Origin of the sequence: Acinetobacter bouvetii DSM 14964 = CIP 107468, assembly GCF_000368865.1 — a bacterium.
Taxonomy (GTDB): Bacteria; Pseudomonadota; Gammaproteobacteria; order Pseudomonadales; family Moraxellaceae; genus Acinetobacter; species Acinetobacter bouvetii.
On record NZ_KB849728.1, the window covers coordinates 69,088 to 92,522 of the forward strand.

Here is a 23,435-nt window from a genome sequence, read left to right on the forward strand (position 1 = left end):
TCCGAGGTGAAGTCCATTTACACACTTTCAACTTTAATTAATATATTAACTATTTTTTTAAAATCATACCCCGACTAAAGGCGTATTTCAATTTAATTTAAATATGCCTTTAACTTTAATTTAGCCTTTCTCTTGTTCGGCACGTTTTTTTAAATAAATGCGTGTTGCAACTGCGGGTGAGTCACTGGCGACAGAAATTTCAAAATGATGCTCATCCTGATCATCTAAAATCGCTTCCAATGCGCCTAAACCCTCAACATCCTCTTGAAAGGCTGCAAATAATTGCTCATGCATAAAACGTTCAATGTGTTCATCATTTAAGGCAAAATCGCGGCCGTGAACAATAAAATAATGCATGGTATTGTTGGTTTCCGGGGTCAAAATATGCGCGGTATGAATTTTATAATTTTCACGCGTTTCTTCATCCAGTGCCGAATCATAAAATTTCACACTGACCTGATGTAAGCCTGGAGACAAAAATTCTGAGGTTGCAATGCGCGCAGCGGTATCTTTTCCCGCCAAGCCTGTTGTTTGCCCCCAAACTGGCGATAAAGTCGTGGGTACAACTTCACGAATGAGTTTGTAATGCCCATCCTTTAATTCGGTCTTATACGGCGCGCTGGCATAGTCTGGCGTGCCAATTGTGGCAGCATGCAAAAAGGTTAAATGGGTTAAATCCATCAGGTTTTCATGCATGCTGACATAATTTCCTGGATGGAAAAAATAGCCCGATGTACATGCCCAATTTGGGTTCTCCAACCAAGGCAAATGCGGAATCTTCGACTCATCCGCAAGACTTTGATCCCCCAGCCAAATCCAAACCAATGGCCCAGTTTCTGCCAGTTTATAGGTTTTAATGCCAATCCCATGCGGGCATTTGCTTTGTGACGGAATTTCAACCAGGTCACCCGTGCAGCTATATTTAAAGCCATGATAGCCGCAGATAATATTGTCACCGTCTAAATGGCTTTTAGACAGCGGGAATGACCGGTGTGCGCAGCGGTCTTCCAGCGCAATTGGCGCCCCGTCCAAAGTACGGTACATCACCACACGCTTATTTAAAATTTTCCGCGCTAAGAGTTCACGGCCGACCTCATCTTTAAACGCAGCCACATACCATTCATTTAAAATTAATGGCGTATCTTTATTGGCCATTTTATCGCTGGCTTTACGGCAAGCTTCAATAATATTCACTACTGGAATCGTCATGTTATTTCCCTATTTTTTTGATTTGAATATTTATTTCACAGTCAAAGATCAAGCTCAATCATTGCGCTTTTGGCGCGAGACACACAAATCAGCATCGATGTATTTGCAGCTTTTTCTTCATCACTTAAAATCATGTCTAGATGATCCGGCGTTCCTGAACATACCGTGACTTCACAGGTGCGGCAGATCCCGGCACGGCATGAAAATGGCAAATCCATTCCGGCTTGCTCTAAGGCATCTAAGATTGACTGGTCCACCATCACCGGTATTTCTTGCCCGGAGCGTTTTAATTTGACCCGAAATCCTCCGCTATCGGTTGCTGCCGGTACTGAGGCTGGCGCACTGAACCATTCAAAATGCACATGCTGCGCAGGGAGATGGCCGGCAGCATCCTTCACGCTTTGCATTAAAGCCTCAGGGCCGCAGCAATAGAGATGTTCTTCTGGAGACAATGAAGCAACCACCTTGCTGATATCGAGCTGACACCCTTCATGCTCATCATTGAAATGAAAATGAATATTGCTCTCCGATAACTGCTGCAGTTCTTCATAAAACCCAGCGCGCTGTTTATTGCGCACGCTGTAAAATAACCGCCATTTTTTCCCTTGCGCTATGCATCTGCGGAGCATAGACAAAATCGGCGTAATGCCTATGCCGCCGGCAATAAAGCAATATTCAGGCGCATCGACTAAACTAAAATTGTTTCGCGGCGGACTCACTTTCAGCAAATCCCCCATACGCAAAGCCTGATGAATATTTTGTGAACCGCCGCGCCCATTTGGCGCAAGTCCAACAGCAATCACATAACGATGCGTTTCACTGGGACAATTCAGCAATGAATAATGCCGGATACAGCCGTTTTGCAAATACACTTCCAAATGTGAACCTGCGGTAAAAGGGCTTAATGGCTTTTTTTCCGGATGCTGCAGTTCCAGCACCACAATATCTTTAGCTTCTGACTTGAAGTCAGTAATGCGCAGTTCGAATGCTGAACGTTCCATAGCGAAGGCTTCCATTCCATATATTCCCTATATGTTCTGAAATATATACAACATCCTTACGCGGCCTTGTCCCCCAAAAAGAGGACGTCCATGGCCTGAAAGACTCGCTCAATATATTTAAGCGTGCATAAACATTGCAAACAGCTGGTTTTTGAAATGAATCCCCAATTTATCAAAGGCGCGGTTGCGGTAGGTTTTGACCGTCGACTCTTTCAGCCCCATCGTAACCGCAATGCCGGCATAGCTCATTCCCTTTAAAACCAAAGCGCAGACTTCAATTTCTTGCGGTGCCAGCAAAGGCTGTCTTTTCAATAGCTGGACTTTAAAATCAGGTTGGGCTTGTAATGCTAAATGACCATGCATCAGCTTAGACAATGCAGGAATCATCTGTTCAAAATTGGCAATTTCATGATCCGAATAAAAGCCCTGCTCTTTATGGCGGTATAAATTAAATAAAATCGGATGATTATTTTCATCTCGATAAAAACCGCACAAGCGCTGAATTAAATTGTTTTGTTCGTAAATTTCACGCCGATAGGGTGAAAAAACAATATCATCCGCACACACCTGCCCAGTCAGTATTTGATGCTGCTGAAGCTCTTGATTCACTAAATTTTGATATAAATCATCATAAGCATGAAAGCGCTGTACATACGACTGGCCGCAGCGCAAAGGGACGCTGTGATGATCATTATATGTGCCGCATAACAATAGGGCTGGAGACTGATCTTCCACCCTCAAAATAGAAAAGTGCTTCGCTTGCACCCACTCTGCAAGGCAGGCCAATAAAGACGAATCAAATTGCGGATGTCCCATCAGCGCAACCAGATCAAGAAAGTTCGTCAAATTTCTACGTTCATTCATCATGCAAATCCTTTGAGATGAGTTTAATGAATATATTAAGTTTCCGCACAAGATGAAACCGCTTTTCATAGCAAAATATTGTTACAGCGCTCAAGCCATGGCTGATGTGTTCTAGCCGACTCGGGTTATATCGACCTTAGTGGCATGAAAAGCGCGCTTAAAATTTTTTAAAAACCAAAAAATTAAATAAATATCAAATTCTTAAAAATGAAATCTGATAGCGTGCCAGCAATCCCTTATCTTTGGTAGGTCTTTGGTAGGTGTAATTTTCAGAACCGCTATTCAATACTCATTTTACGGTGAGCATCACCCATAACAATGACGACAATGAATGGTAGAAGGAATCGCACCATGGCTTTTAAAAATATTGCAGATCAAACGAACGGTTTTTACATCCCTTGCGTATCGCTCTTTGGCCCAGGCTGCGCCAAAGAAATCGGCGGCAAAGCGCAAAATCTGGGCGCGAAGAAAGCGCTGATTGTGACAGATGCCGGTTTATTTAAATTTGGTGTTGCAGACACCATTGCGGGCTATTTAAAAGAAGCCGGCGTAGACAGCCACATCTTCCCCGGCGCAGAGCCGAACCCGACCGACATCAATGTCCACAACGGCGTTGCTGCTTATAACGAACAAGGCTGTGATTTTATTGTATCTCTGGGCGGCGGCTCTTCCCATGACTGCGCTAAAGGCATTGGCTTAGTCACAGCTGGCGGCGGCCACATCCGTGACTATGAAGGCATTGATAAAAGCACGGTGCCGATGACCCCGCTGATTGCCATTAACACCACAGCAGGCACAGCTTCAGAAATGACCCGCTTCTGCATCATTACCAATACTGACACGCATGTCAAAATGGCGATTGTCGACTGGCGCTGCACCCCGCTGATTGCGATTGACGACCCGAAACTGATGGTTGCCAAACCGGCCGCATTAACAGCAGCTACAGGTATGGATGCATTAACCCATGCTGTTGAAGCATACGTCTCAACTGCGGCAACGCCAATTACCGATGCCTGCGCAGAAAAAGCGATTTCAATGATCAGCGAATGGCTCAGCCCGGCAGTGGCCAATGGCGAAAACCTCGAAGCGCGCGATGCCATGAGCTATGCGCAATATTTAGCGGGCATGGCCTTCAACAATGCATCTTTGGGTTATGTGCATGCCATGGCCCATCAGCTCGGCGGTTTCTACAACCTGCCGCATGGGGTCTGCAATGCAGTATTATTGCCGCACGTCTGTGAATTCAATCTGATTGCCTGTCCTGACCGCTATGCGCGCATTGCTGAACTGATGGGGGTGAACACTGACGGTTTAACTGTGACAGAAGCCGCATATGCCGCCATTGACGCGATTCGCGAATTATCCGCATCGATTGGCATTCCATCCAGCCTTTCAGAACTGGGGGTGAAAGAGCAGGATTTGGCCGTTATGTCTGAAAATGCGCAAAAAGATGCCTGCATGCTGACCAACCCGCGTAAAGCGACGCATGCTCAAGTAGTCGACATCTTCAAAGCTGCGCTCAAATCAAATGCATCCGTGCTGGATTTTAAAGCGGCCGTCTAATCCCTGCTGCGCCTTTTGTTTGCTTTGACAATTTAAGTGGAATGAAACAGATGTCCATACTGTTTCATTCGGGGCTGCCTCATCCTGTCTGGCCCGTGCACTTAAATTGTCTTTTTTTGTTTGCGGTTGACAAAATTTTGGACTTCATCAAGGATAAGAAGCTTCATGACAATAACAACCAGAGCAAATTATGTCAGCAACTCAGCCCCCTGTCGCATACCAGCCGGATATCCTCGGCGCAGGCTATGAACAAGCCGCGCTGCACTTCCCCGATGATTATGAAGGCAAAGTCATTGCCACCCTAATTCGCAAAAAAGCCCCGCAAAGCACACCAAAAGCCGTACTGTATATTCATGGCTTTATTGACTATTTTTTTCAAACGGAAATGGCGGAACAGTTCAATCAGCACGGTTTTGACTTTTACGCGCTGGATTTAAGAAAATACGGCCGCTCCATTTTGCCGCATCAAAAATATTACAACGTGCGTGATATTGCGGAATATGATGCTGAAATTACCCAAGCTTTAGAGATTATTGGCGCTGAAGGCCACGATTCGGTATTGCTGTGCGGCCACTCAACCGGCGGCCTGACCACTACACTGTATGCGGCGCATCATCCCAATCATCCGCTGATTAAAGCGCTATGGGTCAACAGCCCTTTTTACGATTTCAACATGAATCCGGTTAAGCGCAAATTAGGGCTGCCGAACCTGAGCCGGATCGGCAAGATCTTTCCCGACCTGCAGTTCCCCAGCGAACTGAATAAATGGTATACCGCCAGCCTGCATAAAGATTTAAAGGGCGAATGGGACTTCAGCCTGGACTGGAAAAAAACAGCGTATCCAAAGGTGCGCTTAAGCTTTGTCAGGGCGATTTTTGAAGCGCAAAAAGAGATTCACCGAGGCGTTAAAATTGATGTGCCGGTGCTGGTGATGCACTCGAATCAAACTAAAAATCCGCGCAAATGGGGCAAAGACGCCCAGACCAGCGATGTGATTTTAGGGGTTAAGGATATTCAAAAATATGCCAAAAAAATTCAGGGAGATGTCACGGTGCAAAGCATACCAAATGGCCTGCATGATTTAGTGCTGTCCCAGAAGTCTGTCCGCGACAGCGTTTATCAGCAGCTGTTTCAATGGCTGGCCGATAAAGGCCTGTAGCGTGTCCATCAGCTGCTGCCGTAGAGCTTCTGCTTCAGCAGCGTTTGATGAATCGGATGCTGCTTGGGCATCAGCTCAATCAGCCGCTCCACCGCATCAATGGCTTCAGGAAACCGCGCCACATGGCGCAGCAGCACATCGGTTTCATTGGCCTTAAAAATCGCATCGCTGAGGCGCGACTCTAAACAGTCCCGCCAAGCGCATAAAAATGGACTTTCCGTTTTCGCCAGGAAAACGCCTGAACACAATTTCAGCGCAGATTCGGTATAGCCGGCGTCCAGCGCCTGCTCCGCCAGCAGGAAGTCCGCTTCAACGTTGGCTAAAATCCGATAAGGCCGGGATCCCAGCATGCCACCCAATACATCGCGCAGCTGCGACATTTCCGCTTTTAAGGTGCCGATGCTGACCTTGCGCTCGCCATAGAGCGCCTGATGCAAAGTATCTAAGGTCATGCCCTGCGGGCACAGCGCCAAAATCGTTAAAATTTCAATCTGCCGCGGAGTCATGACCAGCACTTTGCCGTTAAACAGTACTTGCGAGGCCGAAAATGCCCGAATATACAGCTGCTGCTTATATTGCTCCTGCAGCGCCGACTGAATAATCGAAGCGCAGCGCTCAGCAGCCAGCAAACCTAAGCTATTGTGATTTTTCCATGTCGTGGATAAATCAATCACCCCCAGAATCTGCTTGGAATAAGGGTCAATAATCGGCGCGGCATAGCACACCCAGTCATGAATGGACGCCATATAGTGTTCATTGGAAAAGACGCAGCTGGATTGCTGGGTTTTTAAAGACAATGCCAGCGCATTGGTGCCGACCAGTTCTTCTTTCCATTGCCCGCCCTCCATAAAATGCACGCTTTCAGCTGCGCTCTGCATTTGCTGGCTGGAGGCTGTCCATATAATGGTGCTGCCGACATCCCCAACCGCCACCACCATCGAAGACTGCTGTGCAATATGCTTTAAATCTTCAGCGCAGTGTGTCAAAGCCTGCTGCAGCGCATTCGGCGCCTGCTTGGCCACAGGCAGCATAGGCGCCGCCGAACGGCCTTGAGGAATTTCGGCGGTTCTGGAGCGCTGCCAGGAACTGTGTATGCTTTGCCCCAGCAGTTCAGCATGCATGGGCGATAGGCTGCTGCTTTGCCTAAATTTCTCTATTTGCTTCCTTTTTTCTACTAAATTCTGCATCACTGTCATCCTTTAGCTTCTCAAGCTATGACTGATCATCTTTCCCTGTAATTGCTATCCTTGTAACCATTTGTCTAAAGGTTGTAAACCGTCATTCAACCAACCTTTTTCCAACCTTATATTAGGTATGCTAGTTAAATAATGTACAAAAGTACCTTATACCAAAGCCGTAAGCTTTGAGATAAAGCACACCATAATAAGCAAAGGAATTTTCATATGCGTTACGTCGATCCCAATCAACCCGGTTCAAAAATTCAATTTAAATCACAATATGAAAACTTTATTGGCGGCAAATGGGTGCCGCCTGTAAATGGAGAATACTTCGGCAACATCTCCCCTGTCGATGGCAAAGTATTCACTCAAATTCCGCGCTCCTCTGCCGCTGACATCGAATTGGCGCTGGATGCCGCCCATGCAGCCAAAGCATCGTGGAACAGCGCCTCTCCCACCACACGCTCGAATCTGCTGCTGAAAATTGCAGACCGCCTGGAGCAAAACCTAGAACTGCTGGCTGTGGCGGAAACTTGGGACAATGGCAAGCCTGTCCGTGAAACTTTAGCGGCGGACATTCCTCTAGCGATTGACCACTTCCGCTATTTTGCAGGCTGCATCCGCGCGCAGGAAGGCGGCATTTCAGAAATTGATGAAGACACCATTGCCTATCATTTTCATGAGCCGTTGGGCGTGGTCGGGCAAATTATTCCGTGGAACTTCCCTATTTTAATGGCGACGTGGAAATTGGCGCCGGCATTGGCCGCAGGCAACTGCATTGTTTTAAAGCCTGCTGAACAAACCCCAGTCAGCATTCTGGTTCTGGCTGAACTGATTCAGGATTTATTGCCGGCGGGTGTACTGAATATTGTCAATGGCTACGGTGTCGAAGTGGGCCGCCCGCTGGCGACCAATCCGCGTATTGCGAAAATTGCCTTTACCGGCTCTACAGCTGTTGGCCAGCAGATTATGCAATATGCCACCGAAAATATTATTCCAGTAACGCTGGAACTCGGCGGCAAATCACCGAATATCTTCTTTGAAGACATTATGGATCAGGATGATGATTTCCTGGATAAAGCGCTGGAAGGCTTTGCCATGTTCGCCCTGAACCAAGGTGAAATCTGCACCTGCCCATCACGCGCACTGGTGCATGAAAGCATTGCAGACAAATTCCTTGAAAAAGCCATTGAACGCGTTAAACGCATCAAGACAGGCCATCCGCTGGATACTGAGACCATGATTGGCGCGCAGGCATCTCAAGAGCAGCAGGAGAAAATCTTAGGCTGTATCGCAACAGGCCGCGGGGAAGGCGCTCAAGTTCTCACGGGCGGCGGCGAACGCAAAGAAGTAGGCGAAGGCTTCTACATCGAGCCGACTATTTTCAAAGGCGACAACAGCATGAAGATTTTCCAGGAAGAAATCTTTGGCCCCGTATTGTCGGTCACCACTTTCAAAGATTTTGATGAAGCCATCAAAATCGCCAATGACACCATTTACGGTCTCGGCGCTGGGGTTTGGTCACGCTCTGCGCATACCTCTTACCGCGCCGGCCGCGCAATTCAAGCGGGCCGCGTATGGACCAACTGCTACCACATCTACCCTGCGCACGCAGCCTTTGGCGGCTATAAAAAATCAGGCATTGGCCGTGAAAACCACAAAATGATGCTTGATCATTATCAGCAAACCAAAAACCTGCTGGTAAGCTACTCTACCAAAGCAATGGGCTTCTTCTAAGCTGTTCATTGATCCATCTCAAAGAAAAGCGGACACCAGTCCGCTTTTCTTTCACTTTTTACTCACTCAGATCGGCCGATTCTAAAAATCTGCCGAATTTAAAACAATCAAATTGCTGCGCACCTAAGCACAGCAAAAACAAGATCAGCCAAACCGCTGCAATTTGACGCATGCTGAACACTTCCGAAAAAATCATGTCTTCAACATAGGCAAAATAAACGATCTAATCTAATATAAAATTTATAGCAACCTATCTCATTTCAAGATATGAAGACCCTGAAACAGTTTCAATATTTCATTGCTATCGTCGAGCACGGCAGTTTTACCGCCGCTTCTGAACAGCTGTTCATTGCCCAGTCCGCCTTAAGCCGGCAGATTAAAATGCTGGAAGAAGAGATTGGATTCTGCTTATTTGACCGCACGGACAAGAAAATTCAGCTGACGGCGGCAGGCTCATCTTTTTATCAAAAGCTGAAAATGCATTTATTGAATATTGAACATTCCATCGACGCCGCGAACAGCATTGCCCATGGACACGGGCGCTGCCTGCAGCTGGCGCATTCCAGCAGCATCGTGATGGATTTCATCAAAATTCAGTCTCTGCATAAACTCTGCGAAAAATACACACTCGAAGTGGAAATCAGCACCCTGTCTTCCGAACAGCAGATTGAAGCCGTCCTGAATGGCGGGATTGACCTGGGCTTGATTCGCCCGCCAACCCGTCGGAATTTGCAGGATGTGCACTGCGCCGAACTGTATGCGCAGCCGCTCTATGCGGCCGTGCATCAGGATGATCCCTTTTTTCAGCAAAAAGACTGCATCAGTATTGCCGAATTAAGCCAACAGCAATTTGTCTCCACACCGCATGCGGAGCGCGGCGGATTAAGCTATTTAGCTGCAAATTTATGTATCAATCATGGATTTTATCCGCAAAAATCATCCATCCGCTCACGCAAGGCCTGCCAGCTTGATTTAGTTGATGCGGGCCTCGGCATTTGCATTGTGCCGGAAGAGTTCCGCAGCCAGCTTCCTGCTGCCGTCAAACTGATTGCGCTTGATCCTGCGCCTGCGCCATCCAAAGTTTGCTTGATTTGGAGTAAAACTGCCGATGAAGCGGTGCATCAAGCTGCCGCTGAGCTGCAAAAAAGTTTTATCGGCGATGATCAATAGCGCATGCTTCAGCCAAGCAGCCGTTCAGGGATGCTGCCTGGCCTGCTGTTCGGCATATGGCAGCATCTGTACGCCCATCTGCTGATCTTAAGGTCCCAAAAAGCCATGATGCGTGAATTTTTAACAGCGGACTCTGGATAAAGGCGGCAAATCCAGACCTAAATAGAGCTGATTTTTCGGTTATGCAGGATCAATTGATCAAAAAATGCTGAATTTGCATATTTTAAATGCTGCGCCGCCAAATTGAATGCCGTTTTATGCGCCTGCGATATAACTTTGTCATTTTTCATTCTTTTCAATCGTTTAAAGATTATACACATATGCATTCTTTTGAAATAAAGCTGACTTTAAAAGTCGGCTCGGACTGTGTATAACAATGAACCTGAAAGGGAAAATGATAAGCATAGGCAAAGGACGTAAAAAAACGTTAGACTATGCAGCAATCCATACAAGTTTAGTGTCTTCACAGAAGACGAAGAAGAAGGTGAAGGCTGATGCCGCTCAATACAGTTGAAGAGCTCGTCGCAGATATTCGTGCAGGTAAAATGGTTATCCTCATGGATGATGAAGACCGTGAGAATGAAGGCGATTTAGTCATCGCAGCGACTCATGTTCGCCCTGAAGACATTAACTTCATGATTACCCATGCCCGCGGTTTAGTGTGCTTAACACTCAGCCGTGAACGCTGCGAACAGCTGAAACTGCCGCTCATGGTGGATGCCAACGGCGCTCAGCACGGCACAAACTTTACGCTGTCGATTGAAGCCGCTAAAGGCATTTCGACAGGCATTTCTCCTGCTGAACGCGCGCATACCATCCAAACAGCGGTTGCTGCGCATGCCAAACCTGCAGATATCGTCCAGCCGGGCCACATCTTCCCATTAATGGCGCAGCCGGGCGGCGTACTGCACCGCGCAGGCCATACCGAAGCCGGCTGTGATTTGTCACGCCTGGCGGGTTTAGAACCGGCATCGGTGATTTGTGAAATTATCAATGAAGACGGCACGATGGCGCGCCGCCCTGACTTGGAAGTGTTTGCAGAAAAACACGGCCTGAAAATCGGCACCATTGCGGATCTGATTCATTACCGCATGACCAATGAGCAGACGGTTGAACGTATTGACCAGCAAACACTGGATACTGAATACGGCACCTTTGAATTATTCCGCTACCGTGAAATCGGCAACCCGGATATTCATTTGGCGCTGGTGAAAGGTGAGCCTAAAGCAGGTGTCACCACAGTCCGTGTACACGGCTTCAGCCCTGCACGCGACTTGCTGAAAATCAACAAGCAAGACGGCGAACCCGCTTGGAATTTAGATAAAGCGCTGAAAGAAATCGCCAACAGCGACCGCGGCGTCTTAGTCTGGATTGGCCAGCGCCATTTGCAGGACTTGGGCCCAGCCCTAGACAGCCTGTGTTCGCCAAAACCGACCAAATCTAGCGCCGCGCTGTCTCAGCAGTACCAAACCATTGGCGTGGGCGCGCAAATTCTGCGTGACTTAGGCGTCGAAAAGATGAAGCTGTTGAGCTCACCTTTACGCTTCAATGCGCTGTCAGGCTTTAATTTAGAAGTGGTGGAATATATCACCGCAAACCAAACATCAGAGAAATAATCGAGGTTGCTATGGCAGTTCGCCGTATTGAAGGTATGTTACATCTCGCGAGCGAAGGCCGTTACGCGATCCTGGTTGGCCGTTTTAACAGCTTTGTTGTCGAACATCTGCTGGACGGTGCAATTGATACATTGAAACGTCATGGCGTATCAGAGGATAATATCACTGTTGTTCATGCACCAGGCGCATGGGAACTTCCAGTGGTGGCTAAAAAATTAGCGGAAACTGAACGTTTTGATGCCGTGATTGCGCTCGGCGCAGTGATCCGCGGCAGCACGCCTCACTTCGATTTCGTTGCTGGCGAATGCGCGAAAGGTTTAGGCGTGGTTGGCCTAAATACTGGCCTGCCGGTGATTAATGGTGTATTGACTACGGACAGCATTGAACAAGCGATTGAACGCTCGGGTACAAAAGCAGGCAATAAAGGCGGCGAAGCTGCCTTGACTGCTATTGAAATGGTTAACTTGTTAAAGGCTATTTAACGCTATGTCGCAAACACTTCAAGCAACTTATGCAGCAAAACGCAAAGCACGTCGTTTTGCTGTGCAAGGAATTTATGAATGGCAGATGAGCCACAATCCAGTGCATGAGATTGAAGCACGCACGCGTGTGGAAAATGCCATGCACAAAGTGGATCTAAGCTATTATCATGAATTGTTGACTCAAGTGGTTGCCAATCATGAAGCATTGGATGCGCTCTTAATTCCTGTACTGGACCGCGAACTTTCTGCGCTGGACGGCGTAGAACGGGCGGCGCTCCGTCTTGGCGCCTATGAATTGAAAGAGCATCTGGAAATTCCATACCGCGTTGTTTTAGACGAAGCGATTGAACTGGCTAAACATTTTGGCGGCGCAGACAGCCATAAATACATCAATGGTGTATTGGACCGTTTAGCAACGACTCTACGTGCAGCAGAAAAGCAGCAAGCTCAATAATTTAAGTTGATTTGCGCGTATGGCTGAGTTCTCAATTATCGACACCTATTTCAACCGCAAGAATGCAAATTCTGTCGATTTAGGTGTTGGGGACGACTCAGCCCTGCTCACCCCTCCACCACAGCAACAATTGGTCATTTGCGCCGATACTTCGGTTGCTGGCTGGCATTTTCCCCTCGATACACATCCACATGCCATTGGCTGGAAATCTGTTGCCGTCAATTTATCTGATATTGTCGCAATGGGCGCGAAACCGCACAGCATCTTATTGGCATTGAGCTTACCCCAAATTGATCACGGCTGGCTCAAAGGCTTCAGTCAGGGCTTATACGATTGCTGCGATCAATTTGGCGTAAGTTTAATTGGCGGCGATACGACACAAAGCCCCCACCTGACAATTACCGTGACGGCGCTCGGCTGGATTGAATCCGGCAAAGCGGTGACCCGTTCAGGCGCGCAGCCCGGTGATTTCATTTGCGTCAGCGGCACGGTTGGTGACGCCGCTTACGGCCTGCGGCATTTGGGCCATCCGCTGCAAAAGCGCCTGGACTATCCCTCTCCGCGCTGCCAGCTGGGTCAACAGCTGAAAGGCTTAGCCACCAGCATGATTGATATTTCAGATGGATTAGCGCAAGACTTAGGGCATATTTTGGATGCCTCAAATGCGGGCGCAATTGTGCATTTGGAAAGCCTTCCCGTCTCTCCTGAAGTTGCAAAATTAGAACAAGAAAAAAAATGGCAGCTGGCTTTAGCCGGTGGCGATGACTATGAGTTATGCTTTACAATAAGCCCGCACAACTATCAGCTGCTAATGCAGCAAAAATTAGATGTAAATCTTACAATTATTGGACAAATTACCCAAAATTTGGGATTAACTTATTTACAGAATGGCGTAAATTGTTCCATTCAATTTCATGGGTATCAACATTTTGCATAAACCGGCAATCAACTTCAAGCAAATGAGCTGGCGGGACCGCTGCATCGTGTTTTGCGGTGTTGGCTTTGGTTCTGGCCTGGCGCCCAAGGCGCCGGGCACCTTCGGTTCCGCATTTGCTTTACTGTTCATTCCGCTCTGGCTTGCAATTGGCTTTTCCGGCACCATTATTGCGATTATTCTAATGTCGCTCATTGGCATCTACATCTGCGGTCAAACGGCCAAAGTCATGGGTGTCCACGATGATGGCCGGATTGTATGGGATGAATTTGCCGGCCAATCCATTACCTTCTTGCCTTTGATTTATCTGGGCAGCATGAGCTGGTTCTGGGCACTCATCGGATTTGGCCTATTCAGGCTGTTTGATGTCTGGAAGCCTTGGCCGATCAGTGTGATTGACCGTCAGGTTGGCGGCGGTTTCGGCATTATGCTGGATGATATCATTGCCGGTATTTGGGCTGCGCTCTGTATCTGCATTTATTTTTATTTCACGTCTATATGATAAATACTCCTAGGATCTGACATGTCTACTAGCGTTATCATTCTCGCAGCAGGTAAAGGGACACGCATGCGTTCCAGCTTGCCAAAAGTCCTTCAGCCGCTTGCTGGCCGTCCTTTGCTTGGCCATGTCATCGAGACTGCAAAAAAACTTCAAGCTGATAATATTATTACAATTTACGGACATGGCGGGAATCTCGTTCAAAATGAGTTTGCGCATGAACACGTGCAGTGGGTGGAGCAGGCTGAGCAGTTAGGCACTGGCCATGCGGTTAAAGTCACCCTGCCTGTGCTGCCGAAAGACGGCCAAGCTTTGATTTTATCCGGCGATGTGCCTTGCATTAGCCAGCAAACCCTGCAAAAACTGCTGGATGCCGCGCAACATACCGGCATCGGCTTAGTGACACTGACCCTGCCTGATGCATCAGGTTATGGCCGCATCGTGCGTAAAAACGGCAAAATCCAAGCCATTGTGGAGCATAAAGACGCTTCTGATGAACAGCGCCAAATTAAAGAAATCAATACCGGCATTTACTGTGTCAGCAATGCCAAACTGCATGAGTGGCTGCCGAACTTATCCAACAGCAATGCACAAGGTGAATATTACCTGACGGATATCGTGGCGATGGCGATTGCAGACGGCTTAGAAGTGGCTTCGGTAGAACCCGAGCGCGCTTTTGAAGTTGAAGGCGTGAATGACCGCGTACAGCTGGCGGCTTTAGAACGTGAATTCCAAACCTATCAAGCCAAGCTGCTGATGCAGCAAGGCGTGCATCTCATTGACCCAAGCCGCTTCGATTTGCGCGGCCAGCTGACTGTCGGCCAAGATGTGCGCATCGATATCAATGTCATTATTGAAGGCGACTGCGCATTTGGCGATAACGTTGAAATCGGCGCAGGCTGCGTGATTAAAAACACCACCATCGCCGCAGGCACCAAAGTGCAGCCATACAGCGTATTTGACAGCGCCATTGTGGGTGAAAATACTCAGATTGGCCCCTTCTCCCGCTTGCGCCCAGGGGCAAAACTGGCGGATGAAGTGCATATCGGCAACTTTGTTGAAGTGAAAAATTCCAGCATTGGATTGGGCTCTAAAGCCAATCACTTCACCTACTTAGGCGATGCTGAAGTCGGCGCCGGCTCTAACATTGGCGCAGGCACCATTACCTGCAACTATGACGGCGCCAACAAATTCAAAACCATTATCGGCGATGCCGCCTTTATTGGCTCCAACAGCTCGCTGGTTGCGCCTGTGAAAATTGGCAACGGCGCGACCGTCGGCGCCGGTTCAACCATTACCCGTGATGTCGCTGACAACTGCTTAGCCGTAGAACGCTCTAAACAATTTGTCAAAGAAGATTATCCGCGTCCGCAAAAGATTAAGAAATAAGAGGGTTTTACTATGTGTGGTATTGTCGGCGGCATTGCTGAACGCAGCATTACAAATATTTTAATTGAAGGCTTAAAGCGCCTTGAATACCGCGGCTATGATTCAGCGGGTGTTGCGCTGATTAACGGCGGCCATGTGCTGCGCGAACGCCGCGTCGGGAAAGTGGCCAATCTTGAACAAGCCGTGAATGAATCGCATATTGCAGGCTCGCTCGGCATAGCGCATACCCGCTGGGCAACGCACGGCAAACCGACTGAAAACAATGCGCATCCGCATGTTTCAGGCAATGTGGCTGTGGTGCACAACGGCATCATCGAAAATTATCAAGAACTCAAAGATGATCTTGAAGCGCTGGGCTATGTTTTCACTTCACAAACAGATACTGAAGTGGTTGCGCATTTAGTCAATGATGCGCTGAAATCTACCCCAAGCCTGCTGGAAGCTGTGCGCCAAGTGGTGCCGCAGCTGAAAGGCGCTTATGCGCTGGGTATTGTGCATACCGACCACCCTAATGAATTGATTACGGTCCGTGAAGGCTCGCCGCTGGTCATTGGCGTCGGCATTGGCGAAAACTTCATCAGCTCTGACCAGCTGGCGCTGCTGCCGATCACCAACCGCTTTATCTATCTGGAAGAAGGCGATATTGCCCGCTTGACCCGCACCAGCATTGAAGTCTTTGCTGACGGCAAGCGTGTTGAGCGTCCAGTGAAAGAACTGGATGCAACTGTCAGCAACGCCTCTAAAGGCGAATACAAGCATTACATGCTGAAAGAAATTTATGAACAGCCGGAAGCGATTCAGCAAACGATTTCTCAAGCCCTCAACGGCAACAGCCTGCGCGCGGACTTCCTGAAAAATGCAGAAGCGGATTTCAGCCAAATCCAGCAAGTGCAAATTATTGCCTGCGGCACCAGCTACCATGCCGGCATGATTGCCAAATACTGGTTTGAACAGCTGATTGATGTGCCTGCGCAAGTTGAGATTGCCAGCGAATTCCGTTACCGCTCACCTGTGATTGTCGGCAGCACGCTGTATATCTGCATTTCCCAATCTGGTGAAACGGCAGATACTTTAGCGGCGCTCCGCGACACGCAAAAGCGCGCCGCGGCCAAAGGCCTAAGCATCTCAACCCTGACCATCTGCAACGTGGCAACGTCATCAATGGTGCGTGAAACCAACCACAGCCTGCTGACTCTGGCAGGCCCTGAAATTGGGGTGGCATCAACCAAAGCCTTTACCACTCAATTGGCGGCATTGATGCTGCTGATCCTGAAAATTGGCCAGGTCAAAAACACCATCTCTGCTGAAGAAATTGCAGCCATTACCGCTGAATTGTGGCATACGCCAAAAGTGATTTTGGATACCCTGCAAAACAATGAAGCCATTCTGCGCCTGTCTGAATTGTTTAAAGAAAAGCAGCATTGCTTATTCTTAGGCCGCGGCACGCAATTCCCGATTGCATTGGAAGGCGCGCTGAAACTGAAAGAAATTTCCTATATTCATGCCGAAGGCTACGCTGCCGGCGAGTTGAAGCACGGCCCATTGGCGCTGGTCGACAATGACATGCCGGTGGTGATTCTGGCGCCGCAAGATGACATGCTGGACAAGCTGAAATCCAATATGGAAGAGGTTCAGGCGCGCGGCGGTGAATTGTTTGTCTTTGCCGATGTCAACAGCGGCATTAAAGGCAAGGATCGCCAGCATGTCGTACATGTGCCGAATATCAGCGCTGTTTTGGCTCCAATCGTCTACAGTATTCCAGTACAATTGCTGTCATACCATGTTGCCGTCCTGCGCGGCACTGATGTGGATCAGCCTCGGAACTTAGCCAAATCTGTAACTGTAGAATAAGTACAGACCATAAAAACTGAAAAGGCTGGTTATTCCAGCCTTTTTTATGCCTATTAGATGAGAACAATGATGACCCAACTGACCTGTTTCAAAGCTTATGATATTCGGGGCAAACTCGGCACTGAACTTAATGAGGAGATTGCCTATAACATTGGCCGCGCCTATGGTCAGATTTATCAGCCCAAAACCATCGTGATCGGATGCGATATCCGATTAAGCAGCGAAGATTTGAAACAGGCGGCGATTAAAGGCTTAAATGACGCGGGCGTTAATGTGCTTGACCTTGGCATGACAGGCACGGAAGAAGTCTATTTCGGCGCATTCCATTTGGATGTGCAGGGCGGCATTGAAGTCACCGCCAGCCACAATCCCATGGACTATAACGGCATGAAACTGGTGCGTGAAAATGCCCGCCCCATCAGTGCCGATACTGGCCTGAAAGAGATTCAAGCTCTGGCTGAATCTGGCGAATTTGCTGATGTTGTGACGAAAGGCACAACTGGCAAATACAATATTTTGCCTGAGTTCATTGAACATTTGATGACCTATATTGACCCTGCAAAAATCCGCCCGCTGAAATTAGTCATGAATGCCGGCAACGGCGCAGCAGGCCATGTGGTTGATGCCATTGAAGCAAAATTTAAACAGCTGAATATTCCTGTTGAATTGATTAAAATTCATAATGAAGCAGACGGCACTTTTCCAAACGGCATCCCTAATCCAATCTTAGTGGAAAACCGTGAAAGTACCCGTCATGCGGTACTGCAGCATGGCGCTGACATGGGTATTGCCTGGGATGGCGACTTCGACCGCTGCTTCCTGTTTGATGAAAAGGGCCAATTCATTGAGGGCTATTATATTGTCGGCTTATTGGCTCAAGCCTTCCTGCTGAAGCAGTCAGGTGAGAAAATTGTGCATGACCCGCGTTTGGTCTGGAATACTTTCAATATTGTCGAAAAATACCAAGGCGAAGCGATTCAATCCAAATCAGGCCATTCCTTCATCAAAGAAAAAATGCGTGAACACAATGCCGTTTACGGCGGTGAGATGAGCGCCCATCATTACTTCCGTGATTTCGCCTATTGCGACAGCGGCATGATTCCCTGGTTGCTGGCCATTTCTGTATTGTCTGAAACCCAGCAAACACTGTCTTCACTGGTGGAAGGAATGATTGAAAAGTTCCCTTGCTCGGGTGAAATCAACTTTAAAGTGGCCGATACGCAGCTCACCATCCAAAAGATTTTTGATTATTATGCTGAGCAAAAGCCCGCCATTGATCACACAGACGGCGTGAGTCTTGATTTTGGCGCTTGGCGTTTCAATGTGCGCGCTTCCAATACGGAACCTTTGCTGCGCTTGAATATTGAAAGCCGCGCAGATCAAAATCCTAAGCCAATGCAAGATTATGTCGATGAATTGACCAGATTGATTCAGGGCTAATCTTGAGTGAAGAATAAAATGGGGGCTTCTGCTCCCATTTTATTTGGGGCCGTCAATTTTTATAACCCGCTGGATTCTGCTTTTGCCAATTCCAGCTGTCCGCCAGCATATCTTCTAAAGCATATAGCGGCTTCCAGCCCAGCTCTTGCACAGCGCGCGCATTGTCTGCAAATGAAGTCGCCACATCTCCTTCACGGCGCGGCTCAATACTGTAGGCAACGGGCACATGATTGACCCGCTCAAACGTCTTCACGACATCGAGAACAGATGAGCCTTGACCTGTACCAATATTCCAGGCCCGGCAGCCTTTGGCCATCAGGCGATTATTCAAGGCACACAAATGAGCGCGCGCCAAATCGACCACATGAATATAATCACGTACGCCTGTGCCATCAGCAGTCTCGTAATCGTTGCCGAAAATAGACAGTTTTTCACGGCGGCCCACGGCAACTTGAGTCACATATGGCATCAGGTTATTTGGAATGCCTTGCGGATCTTCACCAATGCGGCCACTCTTATGCGCGCCGACTGGATTGAAATAGCGCAGCAAGGCAATCGACCAGCGTTCATCAGCCACAGCTAATTTCTGCAACAGCTGTTCCACCATCAGCTTGCTATAGCCATAGTTATTGCTTGGCATGCCAGTCGGCATGGTTTCATTTAAAGGCGCTGCATTCGCCTCATCATAAACGGTTGCCGATGAGCTGAACACTAAATTAAATACCCCAGCACGCTCCATGGCCTGCACCAGCTGAATAGAGCCGGAAATATTATTATCAAAATAGGCCAGCGGAATTTGCTGACTTTCGCCGACCGCTTTGAGGCCGGCAAAATGAATCACTGCATCAATCGGATGCTGCTGAAAAACCTGATCTAAAGCCTGCGCATCACGAATATCGCCCTGTACAAAAGTTAAGGGTTTTCCGCTAATCTGCTGCACGCGATTCAAAGACTCTTCGGAACTATTGCACAGATTATCCAGAACAATCACTTCATGGCCTGAATTTAACAGTTCTACGCAGGTATGTGAGCCAATATAGCCTGCACCGCCGGTTACTAATATTTTAGCCATGTGCCTTTCCTAATAATATCTGCAGCAGACCTTGAGTCGAAGCATCTAAACCGGAAACGTCCTGCTGATCGCCATTTAATACTGGAAGCAGCTGATTGGCAATCTCCTTGCCTTTTTCTACCCCCCATTGATCAAAGGGATTAATCCCCCAAAGCACAGACTGTACAAAAACTTTATGCTCATACAGCGCGATGAGCATGCCTAAAGTATATGGGCTGAGTTCCTGCAGTAAAATTGTGCTGCTGGGCTGATTGCCGGCATACTGCTTATACGCTGGCAGCCCCGTTAACCCGCCTGTTTCCAATGCCTGATTGCCAAAGGCCAGCAGCCGCGACTGCGCCAAACAGTTTGATAACGCTAGATGATGCTGTAAAGCCAAAGCTTCCGCATTATCCACATACGTAAACTGCTGCGCCGTATAGCGGCGCACTGGCGCAATAAAGTCGCAACTGACGGCATGCGTTCCCTGATGCAGCAATTGATAAAAGGCATGCTGCGCATTCGGCCCGACTTCTCCCCAGACAATGGGGCAGGTATCCAGAGTGACTTTTTCGCCATTGCGCTGCGTCGACTTGCCATTCGACTCCATTTCCAGCTGCTGTAAATAAGCGGCAAAATATTTTAACCGGCCGTCATACGGCAATACTGCATGGGTCTGAATATTTAAAAAATTATTATTCCAAGCGCCCAGCAAACCCATTAATACCGGGATATTTTGCTCAAACGGCGCGTGCTGAAAATGCTGATCAATGGCATGCGCGCCTGCAAGCAGCTGCTTAAAGCCCTCTGCCCCTATGGTTAATGCAATGGGCAGGCCGATGCATGACCAAAGTGAATAGCGGCCGCCCACCCAGTCCCAAAGCAGAAACTGGTTTTCAGCGGCAATGCCCCACTCGGTCATTTTTTCAGCTTTGGTCGAAATGCCAATAAAATGATGCTTCAATATTTGCGCACTGCTGCCCAGCGCTTTTTCCAGCCACAGGCGAACCGTTTGCGCATTGGATAGCGTATCGATCGTGCCAAATGATTTTGATGAAATAATAAATAAAGTCGTTTCAGGGCGCAGCTTATGCAGCAGGTCGGACAGCTGGCTGCCATCCATGGTCGAAACAAAATGAATTCCTAAAGGTTTCGCAGTCTGCACCTTAAAATCTGAAAGCGCATGCGTCACCATCAGCGGGCCCAAGTCTGAACCGCCAACTCCAATATTTACGACATCCTGAATGACTTCACCCGAAGCGCCGCGGTATTGCCCCGCATGAATTTTTTCTACCAGCGCATACATCCGGTCCAGCTGCTGATGCACTTGCCGAGATAATTCAGGATATTCAGCACTGCCGCTGTCCAGCCGCAAAGCCCAATGCATTGCCGCACGCTGTTCAGTCGGGTTTATTTCAGCATTGGAAAAAAGCTTTTTAACCCATGCCTGCAGATCCTGCGAATGCGCCCAGCTGATCAGCGCCTGCATCACCTGAGCGTCGATCCGGTGCTTGCTGTAATCCAGCACAATCTGATCAATCTGTAAAGAAAGCTTGCTGAACCGCAAAGCATCCTCTGCAAAAAGCTCGGATAAGTGGCGTTCTCGAAAATTCGCCTGCAGCGCATTCAGTTGCTGAACGGACTGCTCTGAGTCAGCTGAGGCGCCCCTAAGCGGCTGTACTGCCATTAGCGGCCAACTCCCATATAAGCAAAGCCTTTTGCTTTCACATAGTCTGGATGATAAATATTGCGCCCATCCAAAATTAATGGATGATTCATTATTTTGAGCAATTCAGAATAATTCGGGCTCCAATACTGCTTCCATGCAGTAAGTAAGCATAATGCATCTGCATTTCGCGCAGCGGCGTATTGATCCTGGCATAAAATCAAGTCAGCGCGTGTTCCATAAAGATGCTGAATTTCCGGCAATGCCTGAGGATCATGCAATTGGACAATTGCGCCTTGCGCCCATAAGGCTTTCAGCATGGTATGAATTGGCGACTGTTCAATTCTGGATGTATTTTCTTTAAATGAAGCGCCCCAAACGGCAATAATTTTGCCGGCTAAGTCGCCTTGGAAATAATTCCAGAGTTTTCTAAACAGCAGCTCTTTTTGCTGTTCATTAATCTCCCAAACCTGTGCCAGCAGCTGGCTTTTTACGCCCGTTGTAGACACGGTATGCGCCAGCGTCACAATATCGTGAGAAAAATTTTCGCCGCCAAAGCCCGCGCCTGGATATAAATATGAAGCGCCGATGCGGCTATCTGCAGCCATGCCTTGGCGGACATGCTCAATATCAATACCCAGCTTTTCGGCCACCAGCGCCATATCATTCATATAGCTGATGCGGGTCGCCAGCATGCCTGATATGCTGAATTTGGTAAATTCAGCATCCAGCACCGGCATAAATAAATATTGGTATTGTCTTGGGAAAATAGGCCGCAAAAACTCTCGAACGACACTTTGCACCCGTTCATCCGCACAGCCCACCACCAGCTGCTTGGCTTGCGTTAAACTGAGAATCGCATTGCCTTCCTGCACAATATCAGGCATATAAACCCAATCATCCTGCGGCATATAATGTTTCAATTTTTCAGTTCCATGCAGCCCTAGCGTTGAGGCGTTCAACATTAATTTGGGATGAATCATGGGCCGCTTTTGCAGCTGCTGTAAAATTTCGACTGCTTGATCTTCTTCATTGGGACTGAAACTGAACAGATAAATATCAATATCGATCGGGAGGCCTGCCAGATCGCAATAGTGAAGAAAGCCTTTTTGATGCTGCGCCTGCAAGAGCCGGATAACCGCTTCATCATATTGAAAGCATTGCGATTCTGCATTTGTTTCGAAAGCTTGGCCACAGTAAACCTCATGACCGCATTCCGCCAGCAGGCCCGCCATCACCATGGCATACAGCGTTTTTCCCAATATGGCAATTTTCATCGCCACTCCTTTTTTGCGTTATAGAGGTATATCTTTCAACAGCGCTTTGAAAGCATCTCCCAATTGTGGATGATCTGCCCCATAATGCAATACTGCTTTCAAGTAGCCTATTTTACTGCCGCAATCAAAAGTCTGGCCGCTCATCCGGTAAGCTTCCACAACCTCGCTTTGCTGCAGGATGGCAATCGCATCGGTCAACTGGATTTCATTGCCTGCGCCTTTAGGCGTCTGTTCCAGCAGCTGCATAATTTTTGCAGGCAAAATATAACGCCCAACTACTGCTAAATTTGAAGGTGCAGCATGGACTGCGGGCTTTTCAATAATGCCCTGCATCACGGCACTTTGACCTTCGGCAGGAGGCTCACTCACATCGACTATGCCGTACTGATCAACCAGATTTTCCGGAACGGCCTCCACCATGATTTGCGCCGCCTGCGACACATCAAAACGCTGAATCATGCGAGAAAGATCACTCTCAGCCGTTGTATTTTTTACCAGAACATCCGGCAGCAGCACAGCAAAGGGCGCATCACCGACAATCTCTTTCGCGCATAGCACAGCATGGCCCAAGCCTAATGGCTGCGGCTGGCGCACGCTGACCACACTGACATGCGCCGGCAGCATATTGGCAATTTCGTGCAGCATTTCGGATTTATGTTTGGCAGCCAAAGCAGCTTCCAATTCAAAATTACGGTCAAAATAATTTTCAATAGAGGCCTTTGATGAATGCGTCACCAAAATGATTTGCTCAATGCCTGCAGCAACAGCCTCTTTCACCACATAATCAATGGCGGGGCGATCCACAACAGTCACCATTTCTTTGGGAATGGATTTGCTGGCGGGCAGAAAACGCGTTCCCAAACCAGCAACAGGGAGAACCGCTTTTTTAATCATA

The 23,435-nt window shown here is 48.2% G+C and carries 21 protein-coding genes; 13 read left to right on the forward strand and 8 right to left on the reverse strand.

The features are described 5' to 3' along the window. Positions 1-120 precede the first annotated feature (120 nt). From F941_RS13225 to F941_RS13235, 3 genes are all read right to left on the reverse strand, one after another. Entirely contained in the window at positions 121-1,209 is a 1,089-nt protein-coding gene (locus F941_RS13225; RefSeq protein ID WP_005012184.1) for an aromatic ring-hydroxylating oxygenase subunit alpha, read from the reverse strand. 41 nt (positions 1,210-1,250) lie between these two features. After that, positions 1,251-2,210, reverse strand: a complete 960-nt coding sequence (locus tag F941_RS16845; RefSeq protein ID WP_026253475.1) for a PDR/VanB family oxidoreductase — start codon at positions 2,208-2,210, stop codon at positions 1,251-1,253. Between the two features lie 117 nt (positions 2,211-2,327). After that, on the reverse strand, positions 2,328-3,074 hold the full coding sequence (locus tag F941_RS13235) for a helix-turn-helix domain-containing protein (RefSeq protein WP_018573174.1): 747 nt from the start codon (positions 3,072-3,074) through the stop codon (positions 2,328-2,330). A 351-nt stretch (positions 3,075-3,425) separates the two neighbouring features. On the opposite strand from F941_RS13235, the gene mdh reads away from it, so the two are divergent. Both mdh and F941_RS13245 read left to right on the forward strand, forming a co-directional pair. Continuing rightward, complete coding sequence (mdh, locus tag F941_RS13240) at positions 3,426-4,637, forward strand: iron-dependent methanol dehydrogenase (protein ID WP_005012190.1); 1,212 nt, start codon at positions 3,426-3,428, stop codon at positions 4,635-4,637. A gap of 190 nt (positions 4,638-4,827) precedes the next feature. Next, positions 4,828-5,796 (forward strand): alpha/beta hydrolase, encoded by a 969-nt coding sequence (locus F941_RS13245; protein WP_005012196.1) that lies wholly within the window; start codon positions 4,828-4,830, stop codon positions 5,794-5,796. A gap of 8 nt (positions 5,797-5,804) precedes the next feature. Here the strand turns inward: F941_RS13245 and F941_RS13250 are convergent, their stop codons facing one another. Then, positions 5,805-6,992, reverse strand: a complete 1,188-nt coding sequence (locus F941_RS13250; RefSeq protein ID WP_026253474.1) for a sigma-54-dependent transcriptional regulator family protein — start codon at positions 6,990-6,992, stop codon at positions 5,805-5,807. A 207-nt stretch (positions 6,993-7,199) separates the two neighbouring features. On the opposite strand from F941_RS13250, the gene exaC reads away from it, so the two are divergent. The 11 genes from exaC to F941_RS13300 all read left to right on the forward strand — a co-directional run bounded on the left by exaC (position 7,200) and on the right by F941_RS13300 (position 18,546). Further along, a complete protein-coding gene (gene exaC / locus F941_RS13255; protein WP_005012199.1) occupies positions 7,200-8,711 on the forward strand; it encodes an acetaldehyde dehydrogenase ExaC in 1,512 nt (503 codons plus the stop codon). A gap of 267 nt (positions 8,712-8,978) precedes the next feature. Continuing rightward, positions 8,979-9,881, forward strand: coding sequence for a LysR family transcriptional regulator (locus F941_RS13260; RefSeq protein ID WP_005012201.1), 903 nt, complete (start codon positions 8,979-8,981; stop codon positions 9,879-9,881). A gap of 3 nt (positions 9,882-9,884) precedes the next feature. Beyond that, positions 9,885-10,022, forward strand: a complete 138-nt coding sequence (locus F941_RS16575; protein WP_018573171.1) for a hypothetical protein — start codon at positions 9,885-9,887, stop codon at positions 10,020-10,022. Between the two features lie 353 nt (positions 10,023-10,375). Further along, positions 10,376-11,497, forward strand: coding sequence for a bifunctional 3,4-dihydroxy-2-butanone-4-phosphate synthase/GTP cyclohydrolase II (gene ribBA, locus F941_RS13265; RefSeq protein ID WP_005012202.1), 1,122 nt, complete (start codon positions 10,376-10,378; stop codon positions 11,495-11,497). Between the two features lie 11 nt (positions 11,498-11,508). After that, positions 11,509-11,979: a 6,7-dimethyl-8-ribityllumazine synthase gene (gene ribH / locus F941_RS13270; protein WP_005012203.1), complete on the forward strand. Its 471-nt coding sequence runs from the start codon at positions 11,509-11,511 to the stop codon at positions 11,977-11,979. A gap of 4 nt (positions 11,980-11,983) precedes the next feature. Next, positions 11,984-12,433, forward strand: a complete 450-nt coding sequence (gene nusB / locus F941_RS13275; protein WP_005012209.1) for a transcription antitermination factor NusB — start codon at positions 11,984-11,986, stop codon at positions 12,431-12,433. 19 nt (positions 12,434-12,452) lie between these two features. After that, a complete protein-coding gene (thiL, locus tag F941_RS13280; protein WP_005012211.1) occupies positions 12,453-13,370 on the forward strand; it encodes a thiamine-phosphate kinase in 918 nt (305 codons plus the stop codon). Beyond that, positions 13,348-13,869 carry a phosphatidylglycerophosphatase A family protein gene (locus F941_RS13285; protein ID WP_005012213.1) on the forward strand — a complete coding sequence of 174 codons (522 nt, stop codon included), beginning with the start codon at positions 13,348-13,350 and terminating at the stop codon, positions 13,867-13,869. The genes thiL and F941_RS13285 overlap by 23 nt, the downstream gene beginning before the upstream one ends. Before the next feature lie 21 nt (positions 13,870-13,890). Further along, a complete protein-coding gene (glmU, locus tag F941_RS13290; protein WP_005012214.1) occupies positions 13,891-15,255 on the forward strand; it encodes a bifunctional UDP-N-acetylglucosamine diphosphorylase/glucosamine-1-phosphate N-acetyltransferase GlmU in 1,365 nt (454 codons plus the stop codon). Between the two features lie 12 nt (positions 15,256-15,267). Continuing rightward, entirely contained in the window at positions 15,268-17,106 is a 1,839-nt protein-coding gene (gene glmS / locus F941_RS13295) for a glutamine--fructose-6-phosphate transaminase (isomerizing) (protein WP_005012215.1), read from the forward strand. A gap of 69 nt (positions 17,107-17,175) precedes the next feature. Beyond that, positions 17,176-18,546 carry a phosphohexomutase domain-containing protein gene (locus F941_RS13300; RefSeq protein WP_005012217.1) on the forward strand — a complete coding sequence of 457 codons (1,371 nt, stop codon included), beginning with the start codon at positions 17,176-17,178 and terminating at the stop codon, positions 18,544-18,546. Positions 18,547-18,598: 52 nt separating this feature from the next. Here F941_RS13300 and galE read toward each other — a convergent pair whose 3' ends face one another. From galE to galU, 4 genes are read right to left on the reverse strand one after another with little or no spacing between them, the layout of a single operon-like run. Further along, complete coding sequence (gene galE, locus F941_RS13305; protein WP_005012218.1) at positions 18,599-19,618, reverse strand: UDP-glucose 4-epimerase GalE; 1,020 nt, start codon at positions 19,616-19,618, stop codon at positions 18,599-18,601. Continuing rightward, positions 19,611-21,284, reverse strand: coding sequence for a glucose-6-phosphate isomerase (pgi, locus tag F941_RS13310; RefSeq protein WP_005012221.1), 1,674 nt, complete (start codon positions 21,282-21,284; stop codon positions 19,611-19,613). Before pgi ends, galE begins: the two co-directional genes overlap by 8 nt. Beyond that, the gene (locus tag F941_RS13315; RefSeq protein ID WP_005012222.1) at positions 21,284-22,540 is read right to left on the reverse strand and encodes a UDP binding domain-containing protein; all 1,257 of its coding nucleotides are present in this window, start codon (positions 22,538-22,540) and stop codon (positions 21,284-21,286) included. The genes pgi and F941_RS13315 overlap by 1 nt, the downstream gene beginning before the upstream one ends. Before the next feature lie 18 nt (positions 22,541-22,558). After that, positions 22,559-23,434 (reverse strand): UTP--glucose-1-phosphate uridylyltransferase GalU, encoded by an 876-nt coding sequence (gene galU / locus F941_RS13320; protein WP_005012224.1) that lies wholly within the window; start codon positions 23,432-23,434, stop codon positions 22,559-22,561. Between the last annotated feature and the right edge of the window lies 1 nt (position 23,435).